General features: G+C 36.2%; 12 protein-coding genes and 3 pseudogenes. 4 read left to right on the top strand and 11 right to left on the bottom strand.

Annotation, left to right across the window (positions count from 1 at the left end; translation table 11 throughout):
* Positions 1-64: 64 nt before the first annotated feature.
* The 7 genes from NST56_RS10875 to NST56_RS10845 all read right to left on the bottom strand — a co-directional run bounded on the left by NST56_RS10875 (position 65) and on the right by NST56_RS10845 (position 7,062).
* Positions 65-2,200: a peptidase domain-containing ABC transporter gene (locus tag NST56_RS10875; protein WP_339181943.1), complete on the bottom strand. Its 2,136-nt coding sequence runs from the start codon at positions 2,198-2,200 to the stop codon at positions 65-67.
* A gap of 40 nt (positions 2,201-2,240) precedes the next feature.
* Positions 2,241-5,318, bottom strand: a complete 3,078-nt coding sequence (locus NST56_RS10870; RefSeq protein ID WP_339181940.1) for a type 2 lanthipeptide synthetase LanM family protein — start codon at positions 5,316-5,318, stop codon at positions 2,241-2,243.
* Positions 5,319-5,828: 510 nt separating this feature from the next.
* Positions 5,829-6,017 carry a plantaricin C family lantibiotic gene (locus NST56_RS10865; protein WP_010334371.1) on the bottom strand — a complete coding sequence of 63 codons (189 nt, stop codon included), beginning with the start codon at positions 6,015-6,017 and terminating at the stop codon, positions 5,829-5,831.
* A 73-nt stretch (positions 6,018-6,090) separates the two neighbouring features.
* Positions 6,091-6,279 carry a plantaricin C family lantibiotic gene (locus tag NST56_RS10860; protein ID WP_010334371.1) on the bottom strand — a complete coding sequence of 63 codons (189 nt, stop codon included), beginning with the start codon at positions 6,277-6,279 and terminating at the stop codon, positions 6,091-6,093.
* 72 nt (positions 6,280-6,351) lie between these two features.
* The gene (locus NST56_RS10855) at positions 6,352-6,540 is read right to left on the bottom strand and encodes a plantaricin C family lantibiotic (protein ID WP_010334371.1); all 189 of its coding nucleotides are present in this window, start codon (positions 6,538-6,540) and stop codon (positions 6,352-6,354) included.
* 72 nt (positions 6,541-6,612) lie between these two features.
* Entirely contained in the window at positions 6,613-6,801 is a 189-nt protein-coding gene (locus NST56_RS10850; RefSeq protein WP_010334371.1) for a plantaricin C family lantibiotic, read from the bottom strand.
* 72 nt (positions 6,802-6,873) lie between these two features.
* Complete coding sequence (locus NST56_RS10845) at positions 6,874-7,062, bottom strand: plantaricin C family lantibiotic (protein ID WP_010334371.1); 189 nt, start codon at positions 7,060-7,062, stop codon at positions 6,874-6,876.
* Between the two features lie 460 nt (positions 7,063-7,522).
* Between NST56_RS10845 and NST56_RS10840 the strand changes: the two are divergent.
* A pseudogene (locus NST56_RS10840) lies at positions 7,523-8,049 on the top strand (IS6 family transposase); the annotation flags it as partial.
* Between the two features lie 461 nt (positions 8,050-8,510).
* Here the strand turns inward: NST56_RS10840 and NST56_RS10835 are convergent.
* The 3 genes and pseudogenes from NST56_RS10835 to NST56_RS10825 form a co-directional block, all read right to left on the bottom strand.
* Positions 8,511-9,707, bottom strand: coding sequence for an MFS transporter (locus NST56_RS10835; protein ID WP_339182173.1), 1,197 nt, complete (start codon positions 9,705-9,707; stop codon positions 8,511-8,513).
* A 1,034-nt stretch (positions 9,708-10,741) separates the two neighbouring features.
* Positions 10,742-11,062, bottom strand: a pseudogene (locus NST56_RS10830) (CPBP family intramembrane glutamate endopeptidase); the annotation flags it as partial.
* Between the two features lie 672 nt (positions 11,063-11,734).
* On the bottom strand, positions 11,735-11,944 hold the full coding sequence (locus tag NST56_RS10825) for a hypothetical protein (protein ID WP_010334367.1): 210 nt from the start codon (positions 11,942-11,944) through the stop codon (positions 11,735-11,737).
* A gap of 358 nt (positions 11,945-12,302) precedes the next feature.
* On the opposite strand from NST56_RS10825, the gene NST56_RS10820 reads away from it, so the two are divergent.
* Entirely contained in the window at positions 12,303-12,515 is a 213-nt protein-coding gene (locus tag NST56_RS10820) for an LCI fold-containing protein (RefSeq protein WP_010334366.1), read from the top strand.
* A 115-nt stretch (positions 12,516-12,630) separates the two neighbouring features.
* Here NST56_RS10820 and NST56_RS10815 read toward each other — a convergent pair.
* A pseudogene (locus tag NST56_RS10815) lies at positions 12,631-13,101 on the bottom strand (YopX family protein).
* A 380-nt stretch (positions 13,102-13,481) separates the two neighbouring features.
* On the opposite strand from NST56_RS10815, the gene NST56_RS10810 reads away from it, so the two are divergent.
* Together NST56_RS10810 and NST56_RS10805 are read left to right on the top strand one after the other, a co-directional pair.
* Positions 13,482-13,763: an LCI fold-containing protein gene (locus NST56_RS10810; RefSeq protein ID WP_010334364.1), complete on the top strand. Its 282-nt coding sequence runs from the start codon at positions 13,482-13,484 to the stop codon at positions 13,761-13,763.
* An 881-nt stretch (positions 13,764-14,644) separates the two neighbouring features.
* Positions 14,645-14,785 (top strand): phage holin, encoded by a 141-nt coding sequence (locus NST56_RS10805; protein ID WP_339181934.1) that lies wholly within the window; start codon positions 14,645-14,647, stop codon positions 14,783-14,785.
* The last annotated feature ends 4 nt before the right edge of the window (positions 14,786-14,789 follow it).

The following is a 14,789-nucleotide window of genomic DNA, read 5'->3' as shown; positions in this document are numbered from 1 at the left end:
TATAAGTACATAGTACAGCCTCATTTCATGAATTCATTAAGAACAGCCTGCAAAGAAAAATCAGCTATGAACTCATTTTTTTATAGTAATATTGATAATAATTTGAAGTATGTAACAACTGACTATGATTTCCTACATCGCAAACCTTCCCATTCTCCAAAACAATGATCATGTCGCTATTCATCACCGTCGATAACCGATGGGCTATCACTATTCGTGTACAATTAATACTAGATAAATATTCATCTACCCGCGCTTCACTTATATGATCCAAAGCGCTCGTTGCTTCATCCAATACTAGTACGGTTGGATTATTAAGTAGTGCCCTGGCCAAAGCTATTCGTTGTCTTTGCCCTCCTGAAATATTCCTGCCCATTTCAGCCAAAACTGTCTGATATTTCATCGGCATCGCCATAATTTCATCGTGAATATTCGCTGCTTTTGCCACCCGCACTACTTCATCCATAGTTACACCATCCTGGTGTAGGACAATGTTATCATAAATACTACGATTGAGTAATGATATATCCTGTGGCACTATTCCCATCTGTTTACGCACATATTGCATATCCAAATCCGAGGTTTCATGATTATCATAGTATATTTCCCCCGAGGTTGGTGTAAATAACCCAATCATCAAATGAGCTAAAGTCGATTTCCCAGAACCAGATTGTCCAATAATGGCTATCTTCTGCCCTAGCTTTATATGTAAAGAAATGTCGTTTATCACCTTCGGACTATACTTCGAATAGGAGAAGCTGACATGTGATAGTCTAATATCTCCTCTTACTTTTACTTGCAATTTACCTTCATTCTGCTCAATTGGAGATTCCAGCACGTCATGTGTTCTTTTCAAAATAGTAGTCGTAAGAATATATGAGTTTATCGTATTCATAAGACTTGATGATGTAGTGAAAAGTAGCGTCGCAATTGCTTGAAATGAGACAAGCTCACCAACCGTCATAGAACTGTATTTACCAGTAACTAACAGAACGCCGATACTTAGCACAATGAGTGGTGACATAAACTGCAATCCATTGCTAGTTGTTGTAATGTAGCTATTCAAATTTTCCTTACGGCGGTACACCTGCAATAAATGCTTGAATTTATTAAGCCATTGGGAGTAAACTTGCTGTTCTGTCCCTGATATTTTTACTCCCATAATACCGTACAACATCTCTGTCTGCACAGCTTGCACCTCTGTCGTTGCCACCACTTGTTGCTGATTAATCTCTGCTACATAGCGTTTAGTGAAAATGACCAACAAAATATTTATGCTTACCAGCAAAAATACAACCATCGCAAGCAATGGAGATATGAACAACATATAACCAGACAATACAAATAACATGAAGCCATCCAATATACCTGTAATCAGAGTGCCTGAGAGCTGATTTCGGATTGTGGCCAAGCTATTCATTCGAAAAAGCATGTCCCCATACGAACGTAATAAGAAGAACGGTAAAGGCAACTTCAATAAATGTGAGAAAAAGCTTGTCTGCATCTCATAATCCAAAGCATTGTGCAATCGAACCAAAACACGACTGCGCGCGAATGTAATTAACATGTATGCAAGTAGAAAGCTGATTATAGATATAAAAACCGTTATAGATAAACTCGAATTTTTCGGAATCATAATTTCGTCAATAACATGTTTCATGAATAACGGCATACCTACTATTATGACTTGCAAAGCCAGTGTAATAAGAAGAACATATACAAACAGATTTTTATGTGATTTTACATAGACTAAAGAATTTAACCAAACATTCTGATCTTTCTCAACGTCGAGTCGTTCTGTTAAATCCATTGTCATCAAAAATCCAGTAAATTGCTCGCTGAAGCTCTTTAATGACAGCTTGATTCTTCCAAAACGTGGGTCAACAATACGAGCATCATTGTTATCTATCTTTTCAAGAACTACAAAATGACCTTGGTTCCAATGTAGAATTGCTGGTAAAGAAACCTGCTTTAATTGATCAATATGTTCAATGCGATAAGCTTTAACACCAAAGCCTAGGCTCTCAGCAATTCTCTTTAATTGCAATAGTGTTGTACCATCCCGTCCAACGTCCGCCCTTTCACGTAGTCTAGATAATGAAACTTCCTTTTGATAGTAGGCTGATAACATAGCAAGGCAACAAAGTCCACATTCCGACTGATGCATCTGCTCGACATACGGTACACGCCGACGAGCCATTACATTCTCTCCCTTCTACTTTGATTTATGATAACACAATTTATCCAGAAATAGCAGAGAAGAATTTATCATTCTCCAAGTTTAAAATGTTAGGAACTTTATCCGGAAATGCCTGCTTTAATAGACCAAATCCAATACCCGACAGACCACCCATTAATCCTTTAATATCAAAAGCGCGATGGACCCCCGTGTTATTCCATGGTTGGTCATTTAGAAGTCTGAGCAGATACGCTCTGACTACATTGATAGTATCCTCATTACGATCAAGAACTGAATTAGCATAAAGTAATATTTCTAATTGTCCAAAATCGCCGTGACAATAAACAGGTTCTGTCCCAAAACCTAATTTAAGAGTTGTTTCAAGAGCAATATTAATTTCTTGATCAATATGTGCGTCCCAATATCCATTTTCCAACAATCGTAGTCGAGATAATAATATGCCCGGCGCACCATGACACCATGTAACCCTTGCAGTATCATTAGGAGTAACCCAATTTTTCAATTCAGCACAATAGTTTGCACGCTCATACTGTAATCCCTTTTCAATATATTCAATGTACTCTGCACGTTGAGTTACCCTGTATAACGATGATAATGAAGCAATAATTCCAGATACGCCGTGAGAATACCCCACATAGAGCTTACGATTCGGTGTCGTAAACCAAGCCATACTACCATCTGGCAATGTTTGTGCATTCTGAAGCAAATGCTCCGCACATTTCTCCGCACCTTGCAACGCCTCTGTCCAACCCGTTCCATGATATATATGTAAAAGTACATCAATAGCTCCAGCTGCACCACCTATATAATCGAATGCGGTGTCTATATCAACGAGTTCACAATAATAAGGAAGGTATTCTTTAACAGTTTGTAGTAACTCTTCATCATTCCATAAGCGTGACAACTGATAAGTAGCAAATACGCCACCACCGATGCTACCAACTTCAAATGCTCCAATGTTTAACGATACAGCATTTGATCTGCACTTATCCCTCATAATTTCTAACAACGGCTGCAATGCTTTTCGAGCCATATTTTTATATTGGTTATTTGCAGTCAGTTCAGATAAATAACCCAAAAACAAAGCAATTCCACCCTTCCCATTATAAAGGTCATTTCCTACTGGAATTAGTCTCAGTTTTCTCTCATCATCACCACTGGCTACTAAACCAATCCATGTTATATCATCAGCTGCAGTATTCGAAGGTATAATTGCCGATTGAACCAAACTTTCTCCAATTGAAGTAGCTAATCGGACATACTCGGCTTTCCAATTAGACCCTAGCACATCGTTTGAATCTTTTAATTGAATTTCAGGAATACGATAGGAATAAAGGTCAGGCTTAGATGCTAAAACAGACATATTTAGTAATTGCAACTGTTCTTTTAAGTCCTTCTCGCCCATTTTATCGATTTTGTTTATTACAATGTCTATACCTGATTGCTCAAATAACTGCGGAATTCGTTCACCATTAGATGCCCAAGCATCTCTTTCAGACGGACAGGTGTAAAAGATAGGGATATCTCCGTCTTCAATATCGCGCATCTCGTAGGGAACAAATTTTAAATGTTTAGGATCAGCTAAGCATTGCAACCATAATCGATGCAAAACAACTTTACGATCTAATTCGTCTCGCAATAAATCAGGATGATATAGCGTACGCATTAGTTCACCATATGCTCTAGTATTTCGCACTATCACTCTAACTCTAACGTCATCAAACTCTCGAATCATTTCTTTCAGTCTGTGCTTATTCTCCATCATAATCCTGTATGCTTGAGCAAAACCCTGTTCAATGTCATTAATATATCGATAACTATCTACAACTTCATTATTATAATGTGGAAGATTATGAGTTTTTCCTGATTCCCCCATACTTCTTTCTAACCTCATTCGATCCGTTCCTCTGTCAACGAGACTCACTGCATTCGGTACTTTTTTTCCACCAGATCCAAAAATACCGCTAATGTCAAAACCTGAGTACGTCTCTGAGTTGTAAATATACTGTGGTAACATGCCAGAAGACATAACAGAATAATATAGAATTTCATAGGCATGACCATTGGCGTCATGTTCAAATTTCTTCGTACTTATATGACGATGAAACAAAGATTCTAGATCAATTACAACAGGGCTAGATCCATGCGCAATAATATTCTCATAATGGAAGTCCGTAGCGTTAAACATGTACATCATAGCCAAGTTTACGCCCATATTTTTATAGAATTCACTAATTTCTTCAAGGGATTTGCACTCAGAAAACTCCACAAACTCTGTCCAACCGTAACTTCCACAATCTATATTTTCTATTATTTTCATATACGGAACACCAAACTGTCGCATCCACGACAGAATTCGATAATATCCTTTATCAACCTTTAGTGAACGGGGTTTATATACCAATTTGCATCCTGTCGTAAACTCTAACATCGTTACACTTCGTCCATCGTGAGTATCGCCTACACCAATATGTAGCCGAACAAGCTTGCCAAACTGCTTGACCTCAGGCATATGTGAAACAATTTTCGAATAGTCAGCCGTGAACCTATTTAACACTTCACTAACATGGGCTGCCCATTTTTCAGTTATACGAAGCAATGTACGAATTAACTCAGGGTATTCATTGGCCAATTGTCTTAAATACTCTTTGTCATGTAGCAAATTTTCAAAGTACTGGTACCTCTTTTCTGAAGTTTCTCCTTGTAGAAGTCCTTGATCACTTAATACATTTAATTCCAATATTAAAGTTTTGTAACTAAACTCTATGATTCTTTGGAATAAAGAAGGTAGCAGACTTTTAAAAAAAGAATTACTTGTATGTAAAATATGAGAAGCTAAACCACGAATTGTTCCCTGCTTTTCCAATAAATCAATAGCGAGTAATAAAAAACGTTCAACGAATCCTGAAAATACGGGCGGAGTAGTAGAAAAGTAGTCTTCCACCGAGCCTTTCAACAACTCTTCCCACTGATATTTCCATGTTAAATCATTTTTCTGCAAATTTATAATGGTCCCAACTTCTAGATTGGACACCTCTTTTAGGCTCTTTTCCAAATACTCTTCTTTATCATAGAAAAATTTTGACCAAAATTTTAACTTTTCACTAGTATTTATCACTATATAAAACAACCTTTCTATAATTTAGGTATACAGCCGAGATACGTGTAAAAATAGGTCATAGACTTACTTTTATTTCTAGAGGCGATTTAGTGAGCTTATAAATATTGTTTCGTCTATTTTTATTAAAGAATTTGTCTATTATGGGTTAACCTTAATCATCCATTAGTTAGCTACTGAAAACACTTCGTTTCAATTGTATAAAAACAAGTTCAAAATTTATAGAGAAAACCTTGATTTTAAGTCAGTTTGAAAATATAATTAAGGTTATGACTCAAAATTACATGTATCTCGGCTGTATCCCAATTTAGAAGTAGATAATTGACACAACTACATGGAGCGGAGGGCATTTCAAGCTATATACTCAGCAAGCACCATTTACAATGCTTCGATAATATTAGCAGAATGCCCTCCGATAGAATCCATGTCAAACCTAAACGGATCACCACTCCGTTACTACTGTGAATCAACTTGCTCTAGAATAAAGTAAGGTATTCCTTAAGATTTGCACTAACATCCCCATAGCCAAGGCGTACAATCAGCCGTAATGGTAGTAAGACAATTACCATCCGTAAAGCCTAGCGCTTGAGCACCACCAGCTACTGTATCCATCTCAGTATCTGTCAATTCAGATAATACACTACCTACCGGATTATATGTGGCTGCATTAAGATTTTCCATTTGATTTTTCCATTGCATAGTTATCACCTCCTTGTTACTACTGTGAATCAACTTGCTCTAGAATAAAGTAAGGTATTCCTTAAGATTTGCACTAACATCCCCATAGCCAAGGCGTACAATCAGCCGTAATGGTAGTAAGACAATTACCATCCGTAAAGCCTAGCGCTTGAGCACCACCAGCTACTGTATCCATCTCAGTATCTGTCAATTCAGATAATACACTACCTACCGGATTATATGTGGCTGCATTAAGATTTTCCATTTGATTTTTCCATTGCATAGTTATCACCTCCTTGTTACTACTGTGAATCAACTTGCTCTAGAATAAAGTAAGGTATTCCTTAAGTTTGCACTAACATCCCCATAGCCAAGGCGTACAATCAGCCGTAATGGTAGTAAGACAATTACCATCCGTAAAGCCTAGCGCTTGAGCACCACCAGCTACTGTATCCATCTCAGTATCTGTCAATTCAGATAATACACTACCTACCGGATTATATGTGGCTGCATTAAGATTTTCCATTTGATTTTTCCATTGCATAGTTATCACCTCCTTGTTACTACTGTGAATCAACTTGCTCTAGAATAAAGTAAGGTATTCCTTAAGTTTGCACTAACATCCCCATAGCCAAGGCGTACAATCAGCCGTAATGGTAGTAAGACAATTACCATCCGTAAAGCCTAGCGCTTGAGCACCACCAGCTACTGTATCCATCTCAGTATCTGTCAATTCAGATAATACACTACCTACCGGATTATATGTAGCTGCATTAAGATTTTCCATTTGATTTTTCCATTGCATAGTTATCACCTCCTTGTTACTACTGTGAATCAACTTGCTCTAGAATAAAGTAAGGTATTCCTTAAGTTTGCACTAACATCCCCATAGCCAAGGCGTACAATCAGCCGTAATGGTAGTAAGACAATTACCATCCGTAAAGCCTAGCGCTTGAGCACCACCAGCTACTGTATCCATCTCAGTATCTGTCAATTCAGATAATACACTACCTACCGGATTATATGTAGCTGCATTAAGATTTTCCATTTGATTTTTCCATTGCATAGTTATCACCTCCTTTCATAAACTTTATCCTGCCGAGCAGGACAAAGTTGTTCACCTCCATAAGAGAAGCTGAATAATAGCACACTAACTACCCACTTCATATTCATCAATAATATTTAATCTCATATATTAAGAGATTAAATAATAGAGGATTTCATAGTTCATATCTCTTACATGGTTAATATTAACATGGAACATTATGGTTAGTAAAGAGGGTTTGTATATTTATGGCATATTTTAGGGTTCTGGCGCGGAAATTTTAAGATAATTGCAAGTAATTTCTAAATCTTGGACATACTGATACTATCACTTTTAAAAAGGTGCGTGATCAGTATGGAAAAGTGAAATTTATTTAAGTGGAAGCATTATCATCATGATATTATTTTGCAAACAGGGTTCTGTTGCAGAGATTTTTAAACTGAGATAACCTGTAGAAAAAGTGTGAGCAGGAGAATGATATATGGGGTATATTAAAGGAAAACAGTTTAAAAAGGATATTATTTTGGTAGCCATCGGCTACTATTGCCGTTTTTCTTTAAGCTATCGTGATGTATCCGAAATCTTGAAAGAGCGTGGTGTATCGGTTCACCCAACAACCATCCTGCGCTGGGTTCATGAATATGGAAACCTTATCTATCAAATTTGGAAGAAGAAAAATAAAAACGTTCAATTATCTTGGAAACTAGATGAAACTTATATAAAAGTCAAAGGAAAATTATGTTATTTATATCATGCAATTGATAAAGACGGGCACACATTGGATATTCAACTTCGTAAAAAACGGGATCATCAGGCTGCCTATGCCTTTATGAAAAGATTGGTTAAAACGTTTGGAGAACCAGCGGTTCTCACTACAGACAAAGCACCAGCATTATTTTGCGCATTAAAAAATTAAGAGAACAAGGCTTTTATATAAATACAACTCATTGTACAATCAAGCATTTGAACAATCTCATTGAACAGGACCATAGGGGGGTTCAGCCGAGATACGTGTAAAAATGGGTCATGGTGATACAATATTTACCAAATAACTGTTATTGAGGGTGCTTATATCAATATTAAGAAATAGATTATTAAGATTTTTGATTTAAATTTGGATAGCAACAAAAAATATAGACATAAGAGTAGGTAGAGAATATCAACTGACTACCTACTCAAGAGGAATTATTGTTTTAAAACATTACTCTTGTAATCAACTTGTCTTCTTCTCTTTCTTCACTGTTAGTTTGCTTTGAAACAGTGAAGAAAATAAATAGAATAATCCTGGTAAGATAATTATTAAACCGGCAATTCCATATGTCTGCCTTATATTCATATGTAAGAAAGATGACGATGCGAACACTATGCCTATTGGCATAGTAATTCGGAGAAAGAGCAAACGTACAGCACTAAGTTGGGGTAGGCGATCTTTAGGAGCTTCACGCTGAAAAACGGCTGCACTTTGAGCATTAAAAAGTGGAAAAGCAATCCCCTCCGAATAACTCACATATCCAAGCTAACGGTATGGAATGAACAAAGAATAATAGGACAAAGGAGAGACCTCCTCCTATTAAACCAAGATACATAGTTTGAGGTGTTTTAGGAACCCGCGTAAGTAAGACCATTCCGAGTGCATAGCCGATTGGGAAAGCACCAGAAAAGATGGCATATTCCCATGAGTGACCGTTAAGTTCTCCTTTTATAAACGGAATACCAATAACCATTGCTGTTCCTACTGCAAACTGGACGGTGGAGGAAAGAAGAGACAATTTTAAGAGAAAAGGATACTTGAAGAATATACCGTATCCTGTCTTCATTTCAGCCCACCAAAACCTTTTTGACCAGGTAGCCACTTTTTCTGTACTTCTTATAGGAATCTGTAATAGTGAAAGAAAACTGATAAAGAACATAATAGATGAAAATACATACATAAAATGTATAGGACTTACTAGTAGTAACAAAGATGTAGCTTCGGGAGCTATAAAGCTCATAAGGCGAATGGTAGCATCTAATAATCCATTTGCCTGAGTAAGTTCCTCTTCTTTACAAATATCAGGGAGCAGGGAAAAAGAAATGCTAGCATAGATGGGCTGCAACAGTCCCAATGTACATTTATGTTTCGTTTTCTCATGCATATCTAATTGGATGAGGCGCACTTCTTCTTGATTAAAGTAATGTTCATAAGCTTTAACAGTATCCTGGTGACGCCACATATAAACAATCAGCTGCTCTTTATACCTATGAAATTCACTTTCATCCTTTGCCCTCTCGTAAATCATTTTCATTCTGGTTGTAACAAACCAATGCCTTGCTTTATGGAGATTTAATTTTAGACCGTTGTATTTCATAGCCTTATTCCAATGATAAAACCATGCTTCTCTTTTCAAACCTGTTCCGCGAAAATTTACAAAAATTAGAACATTATCATTCAAGTCATTTAGTTTTTTAGAACATTTAGTGTATTTAATGCGTTCATGATTTATATAATGTTTCAATAATTTTGCTGTATTCGGACTAAACTGAATGTATTTCACACGTTTTCCATAACTTCCCTTGCTAAATGTCATTGCTTCCGTTTCTCTTTTTGCTTTTCGATAATCTCCAATCAAAAGTTCTACAACCTCAGATACTTTGGCACCTGTCTCGAAAAGCATGAGGGTAACAATTCTTTCTCGGAGTGTCCAACCTACTGCATGTCCTCCGGAAGATATGAATCATTAATTATGTGCGGCTCCCATTCACTTGCCCCCATTTTGAAATACGAATCAGTGATCTTTCTATAGGAAATCGGTTCCTCTGTACCACTTATTTCCGGCATCCGTGGAGCATCTAAATGTTCTCCACTTTTATTAAAATATGCCGAATTAATAACTGATTGAATATCAATTAAAGGGTTATCAAATTTATAAAGCCTTGCTCTACAAGTAAATTTATAAAATGATTTCGTTGCAGAAAGAAAGGACTTTACAGTTAATGGACTCTTGTAAGTGAGGTTTTCATATAAATAGAGTCCTCCGCAGCAACTTTACACCCCAACTTATCCATTAAATAATACTCCACTGCCACACGAACCATCTCAGGATTACTATCCCACTTCATCTCAAGTAATTGATTGGTACTTGCCACTCCCACCCATGTCATTAACCGATTTAAATATGACTTAGCAGTGTTCACAGAATATCTTTTACACAGTCTGCATAATATTCTGTAAGAGGCATAAAAGGATCATTTTTTTGATCGAACACCAATAACTCATATGAACTTTTAATGGTTTTAGAACATTTCACACAGTAGTACCTGTTAACCATCCCTCCTTCATTTTTTAATTTTCTGTCCTGCACAACAAAAAGAACACTCAAATAATATTATATTCACGAAAGTTATTTTCAGTAAAGTATGTATTTATTTCACTTTATTAGTAATCCATGTGCATATCAGAGTGAAATATTTTTTTATTAATATAATATCCACCCAGTTTTTAAGCCTCAAAAAGAGCACGCCCTTCATCAGCATGCTTACTTGGTTTTTCATCTTGTATAACAAGTGCCTTTATCCCTTGTCAGAGTAGGCTTATTCCAACATCTTTGATTTTAATCTTTCTGTTATAAAGTTTAAGATTTTCATGGCAATCTCTCCGTACTATTCCCTTTATTGTGCCAAGAGATTTATGTCTCATTAAAACTGCTGTTTTATTCAGAAATCAAACACCTTGGGTATCTTTCTTATTCTTAAACCATTGAATAGCATTTCGGCGAGTTATTGCAACAGATATTAATAGCAGCGTACCGACAATAAGCAACATAAAAAAGATCACAAACAGCGCTCCTGTTCCTGGAACAATTTCTTCATAGGTAATAAAGCGATCATCCTCCTGCAGAACGAAGAACCGAGAATTTTCGAGGAAGGCTAGATGAAAAGCGATTGACGCTTATAAGCTTCCTGTTACAATGCGCAGAAGTTGAAGGATGAATCCAAAAGACAACAATAAAACGATGTAATCTAATGTGATTTTTTTAAGTCCTTTTTAGTTTCCTATATTTCATTTCACTTTTTAATAATGAACGGCACTTCATACTATGCCTTTCAAGAGATTGTACATTTTGTCTCGGACGTGAAATGTAATGAGATTTCTTCTGAATTATTTTGCGAATTGGACTTTTTATAAAGTCATGGATTATACACTAGCTGCTGTAAGGTTTATATTCAAGTCCAAATCAAAACAGAATGAGTATCCAGATCACTTCGAAGAAAGACGCCGCCATAGAAACTAAACCATCCTTCTATGATCGTTATCGATACGTGTGTTTTTCCGATAACGATCCATCCTTATATGTTTAGTTAAAAAACTATCTTTTAATTTAGACTTGTTCAGCTTGTCGTATAGTATCTAACAGTTTCTTTTTCAAATGTTTTTATGCGATTGCCTTCGAATCAAACCCTTACTCTTGTTTCGTTTTCAAATTCATTATTTAAAGCAGCTACCTATTCAGAGGATTTCTCTAAAAAATCTCTAATTGTCTTAGGAGCAATCTTTATAGCTCTAAGGCTAGGTATTTATCAACTCCTTCATCTTACTTGAGATCGCTTTGATCATTGTTTTGGTATTATTGCAGTAAACTTAATGAAGCTTATTGCGAATCGGTTAAGGAAAACACCTCATGGAAAAGAATTTTAACTCTTTTCCTTTTTTATGCTAAGTGCCCCTTTCTATTGGTCTCTTATGTATGAAATCAAATGCAATATCAACTTTCTCAGGTTCCATTTCCTCTATTTCTCGCTGCACAACAATAATTAGTTGGCCATTTTCCTGACGATCCATGCTCTGGACTGAATATCCTTTAGCAGCATAATATTCACCAATAATCTCATTTACGTAGTTGCTATGCAGATTCGTCTTTATCACTCATATGCCATCCACATCTATTTTATTTTTATTCTTTATAGGTTTAAATGTATCCTATACTCAGCTGAAATAAGGAGATTGTCTTTAAGGAACAGTACTTCCTCTATCTGTTGACCATGTGATCCCAAAGTGAAAATCAAAAATCGCTATAGCTTCTTATTATTCATACTGTAATCGTCATTAAACCCCCCTTACAGATTTCAATAGAAATAATTCTATAAACATCTTAATATCCACATCCAAATGACATTAACCGACACACAATTTCCATATATATATGGAAACAATTTCGCTTCCCTAATCCACAAAACCATATAATGTGGTTGTAGAAAAAAACTATAGAAATGGGGGATTTTACATGAGTTACAAAAAAGCATTAACATGTGTCGCATTATCTGTAGGTTTACTTGTTTCAGCATCTCCAGCGTTCGCTGCAAGTACAAGCCCGGATCAGAAAATAGCAACTGTTGTAAGTGATGATTTTAAAGCTCAAGCTATCACATGGGATCTGCCTAGCACTACAGGTATTTTTGCCAACACATTTGAAAAAGACGGAATCCGCTGGATTTAAAAAGTATTACAATAGTCTCGGAAGGACATTGGATTGGCCACTACGAAGGTGTACGAATATAAGATCGTAATTTGGGGCTTCTGGCTCCCTTTTTTAACTTCATCGTCTTCCGCATTCAGAACATTTGTAAATATCCATATGCCCATAGTTCTAATTCACTTTCGCCGCAGCTAGGACAAATAATATCTTCGACCGCGCCCTTCAATAACTCAGGATTTTGATAATATCGCCGATAATTTTGTTTGTTGCTGTCTTCGAAAATAACAGACGTGCTTCTTTCTTTTTCTCGTTAACGATGTACCATAGCCTTCCAGCAATCTTATTTCTCCGATGAATGTTCCCGCCCTGTATGGATTCCATAGCTCCGTTTCCTTCTGCTTGACGATTTCACCCGCATACATTATTTTCATATTACTCTTTGATTAGTTTCCGTCATAAGTGCCGCTGTAGAGCTGTTGGTGACACAAACCAAAACACCATTACACTGACGACGCAATACCCACTCACCATCGATGGTTAGGCTCCTTCCTTTATCATCCCGATAATGCATATGCTCGCCGTCCCATACTCTGAATGCTGTGTTCATTGCGCATCCTCCTATACATCTCTTTTGATCGTTTTTAAAACGAATGAAGCCATGTTTTTCATATCTACTTTGTGAAAATACTTTCTATCTTCTGTATCACACAGAGAAATTTTATAGCTATGTTGGATTGTTCATAGATTTTATATGTATCAGTTTTCTAAAGCATAATGCACATGGTTTACTTTCTGTTGAGGAGATCCTCCTATTTTCACGCTATTTCCTCCTTAACACCCTTGTGCAGCCGCATTTAGAGCAGCAGGCATCTGGGCGGATTTATATATTTAAACGAAGTTCACCAAATTTTAACAAAAAATCCCTTGGATATTTTTGTATTACATGTAAAAATACAAGTGTATTAAAAAACAAAAGGAGTGTTTAAAATGAGAATGAAAAAAGTTTTAGCTGGTTCTGCTTTATCCCTTGCTTTGCTGGTATCAGCTGTCCCTGCTTTTGCTGCTAGTCCAGATGGTGCACATTCTGAAAATAATAGTGTTGCTTCAAGTGATTTCAAAGCTAAACTTTATACAAAAGAAGAAACAAATGACTCCGGCATCTTTATTAATACGCATACCGATGCGGAAGGAATCACTTGGTTCCTGAAAAGAATCAATAAAAACAGCGATGGAACTTGGACAGCATATTATGAAGGTCGTAAACTTTAGCCATTAGAGAGGGAGCTGCTCCCTTCTATTATTCTTATTTAAAAAGAAAAGTTTTCCACTATGTGGTCTCATAAGTAAGAAATCAAATGCAATATCAACTTTCCCTAATTCCTTCTTTTCTGTTACTCGCTGAGATCCTCAATGGTCTCGACTGATTCACCCTTAGCTGCAATATAAGTAATTGATCATACCATTGATGTGATTGCTGTATAAGGTTCGTCTTTAAAATACAAGCCTCCATACATGAAAAACGATGGACTCTCCATCTTCATTATTAAAGACAAGATTGAATATATGCAGTGCTTCATCAGAACAACTATTTCTTATAAAAGTATAAAATAAGTGTTCGTTTTCATCTTTCCTGTTACGAAAACTCTACTCAAGCCAGAAATCATTTTGTTTTTTTAAAAAACATTCTTGATTTTCACATTTATATAAGCACTCATAAAACATCAGATCATATCCATTATATTTAACTAAAATGCAGGTATAAGAGCTATTATATGGAGATTTAACTACCAAATATATGGGGGCATATTTACATCTAAATACTCAAAAACAAACAAACGTGCCTATAGCACTTTCATTCCACACCCTACCCAAATTTTCATTTTCCTAATTCCGCCTCAAAAAAATCACCCTATTCTACATCGTAATCGCTATCGTAAAACCGTATAGTGCCAATGTTTTTCTCTCTTATAATTCCTCCTATTTCTTCAATATTTACTTAAAGCAGCCACTTCCCTCTACTCTCTCTTATGTTTTACGATCGTTTAATCCCTATTCACCAATCAAATTAGCATATATCCTTATGTTTATCGCCTTTTTAAACTCTTTTTTAATTTTTACGATAAGCATGTTATTCGTGTACGATATATGACTTGATTGTATTTGTTGACAATTTGACAGAGAAATTTAATGCACTTCTAACTTTTTTAATTGCAATGGGAATTGTGGTTGACCCCACAACTCAAGGCATTTCTGACAGTGAACAAGCAATGGATTACGAATCTGCACAATAAACCC

Source organism: Bacillus sp. FSL R5-0560 (genome assembly GCF_037966305.1).
In the GTDB taxonomy this organism is placed as follows: domain Bacteria; phylum Bacillota; class Bacilli; order Bacillales; family Bacillaceae; genus Bacillus; species Bacillus mojavensis.
Note: the sequence above shows the minus strand (reverse complement) of the source record. Positions and strands in the feature narration are given on the sequence as shown.

Coding starts and splice junctions, on each gene's coding strand:
- NST56_RS10875 (WP_339181943.1), bottom strand. CDS start 2,200: ATGGCTCGTCGGCGTGTACCGTATGTCGAGCAGATGCATCAGTCGGAA.
- NST56_RS10865 (WP_010334371.1), bottom strand. CDS start 6,017: ATGCAATGGAAAAATCAAATGGAAAATCTTAATGCAGCCACATATAAT.
- NST56_RS10860 (WP_010334371.1), bottom strand. CDS start 6,279: ATGCAATGGAAAAATCAAATGGAAAATCTTAATGCAGCCACATATAAT.
- NST56_RS10855 (WP_010334371.1), bottom strand. CDS start 6,540: ATGCAATGGAAAAATCAAATGGAAAATCTTAATGCAGCCACATATAAT.
- NST56_RS10850 (WP_010334371.1), bottom strand. CDS start 6,801: ATGCAATGGAAAAATCAAATGGAAAATCTTAATGCAGCTACATATAAT.
- NST56_RS10845 (WP_010334371.1), bottom strand. CDS start 7,062: ATGCAATGGAAAAATCAAATGGAAAATCTTAATGCAGCTACATATAAT.
- NST56_RS10820 (WP_010334366.1), top strand. CDS start 12,303: ATGAGTTACAAAAAAGCATTAACATGTGTCGCATTATCTGTAGGTTTA.
- NST56_RS10810 (WP_010334364.1), top strand. CDS start 13,482: ATGAGAATGAAAAAAGTTTTAGCTGGTTCTGCTTTATCCCTTGCTTTG.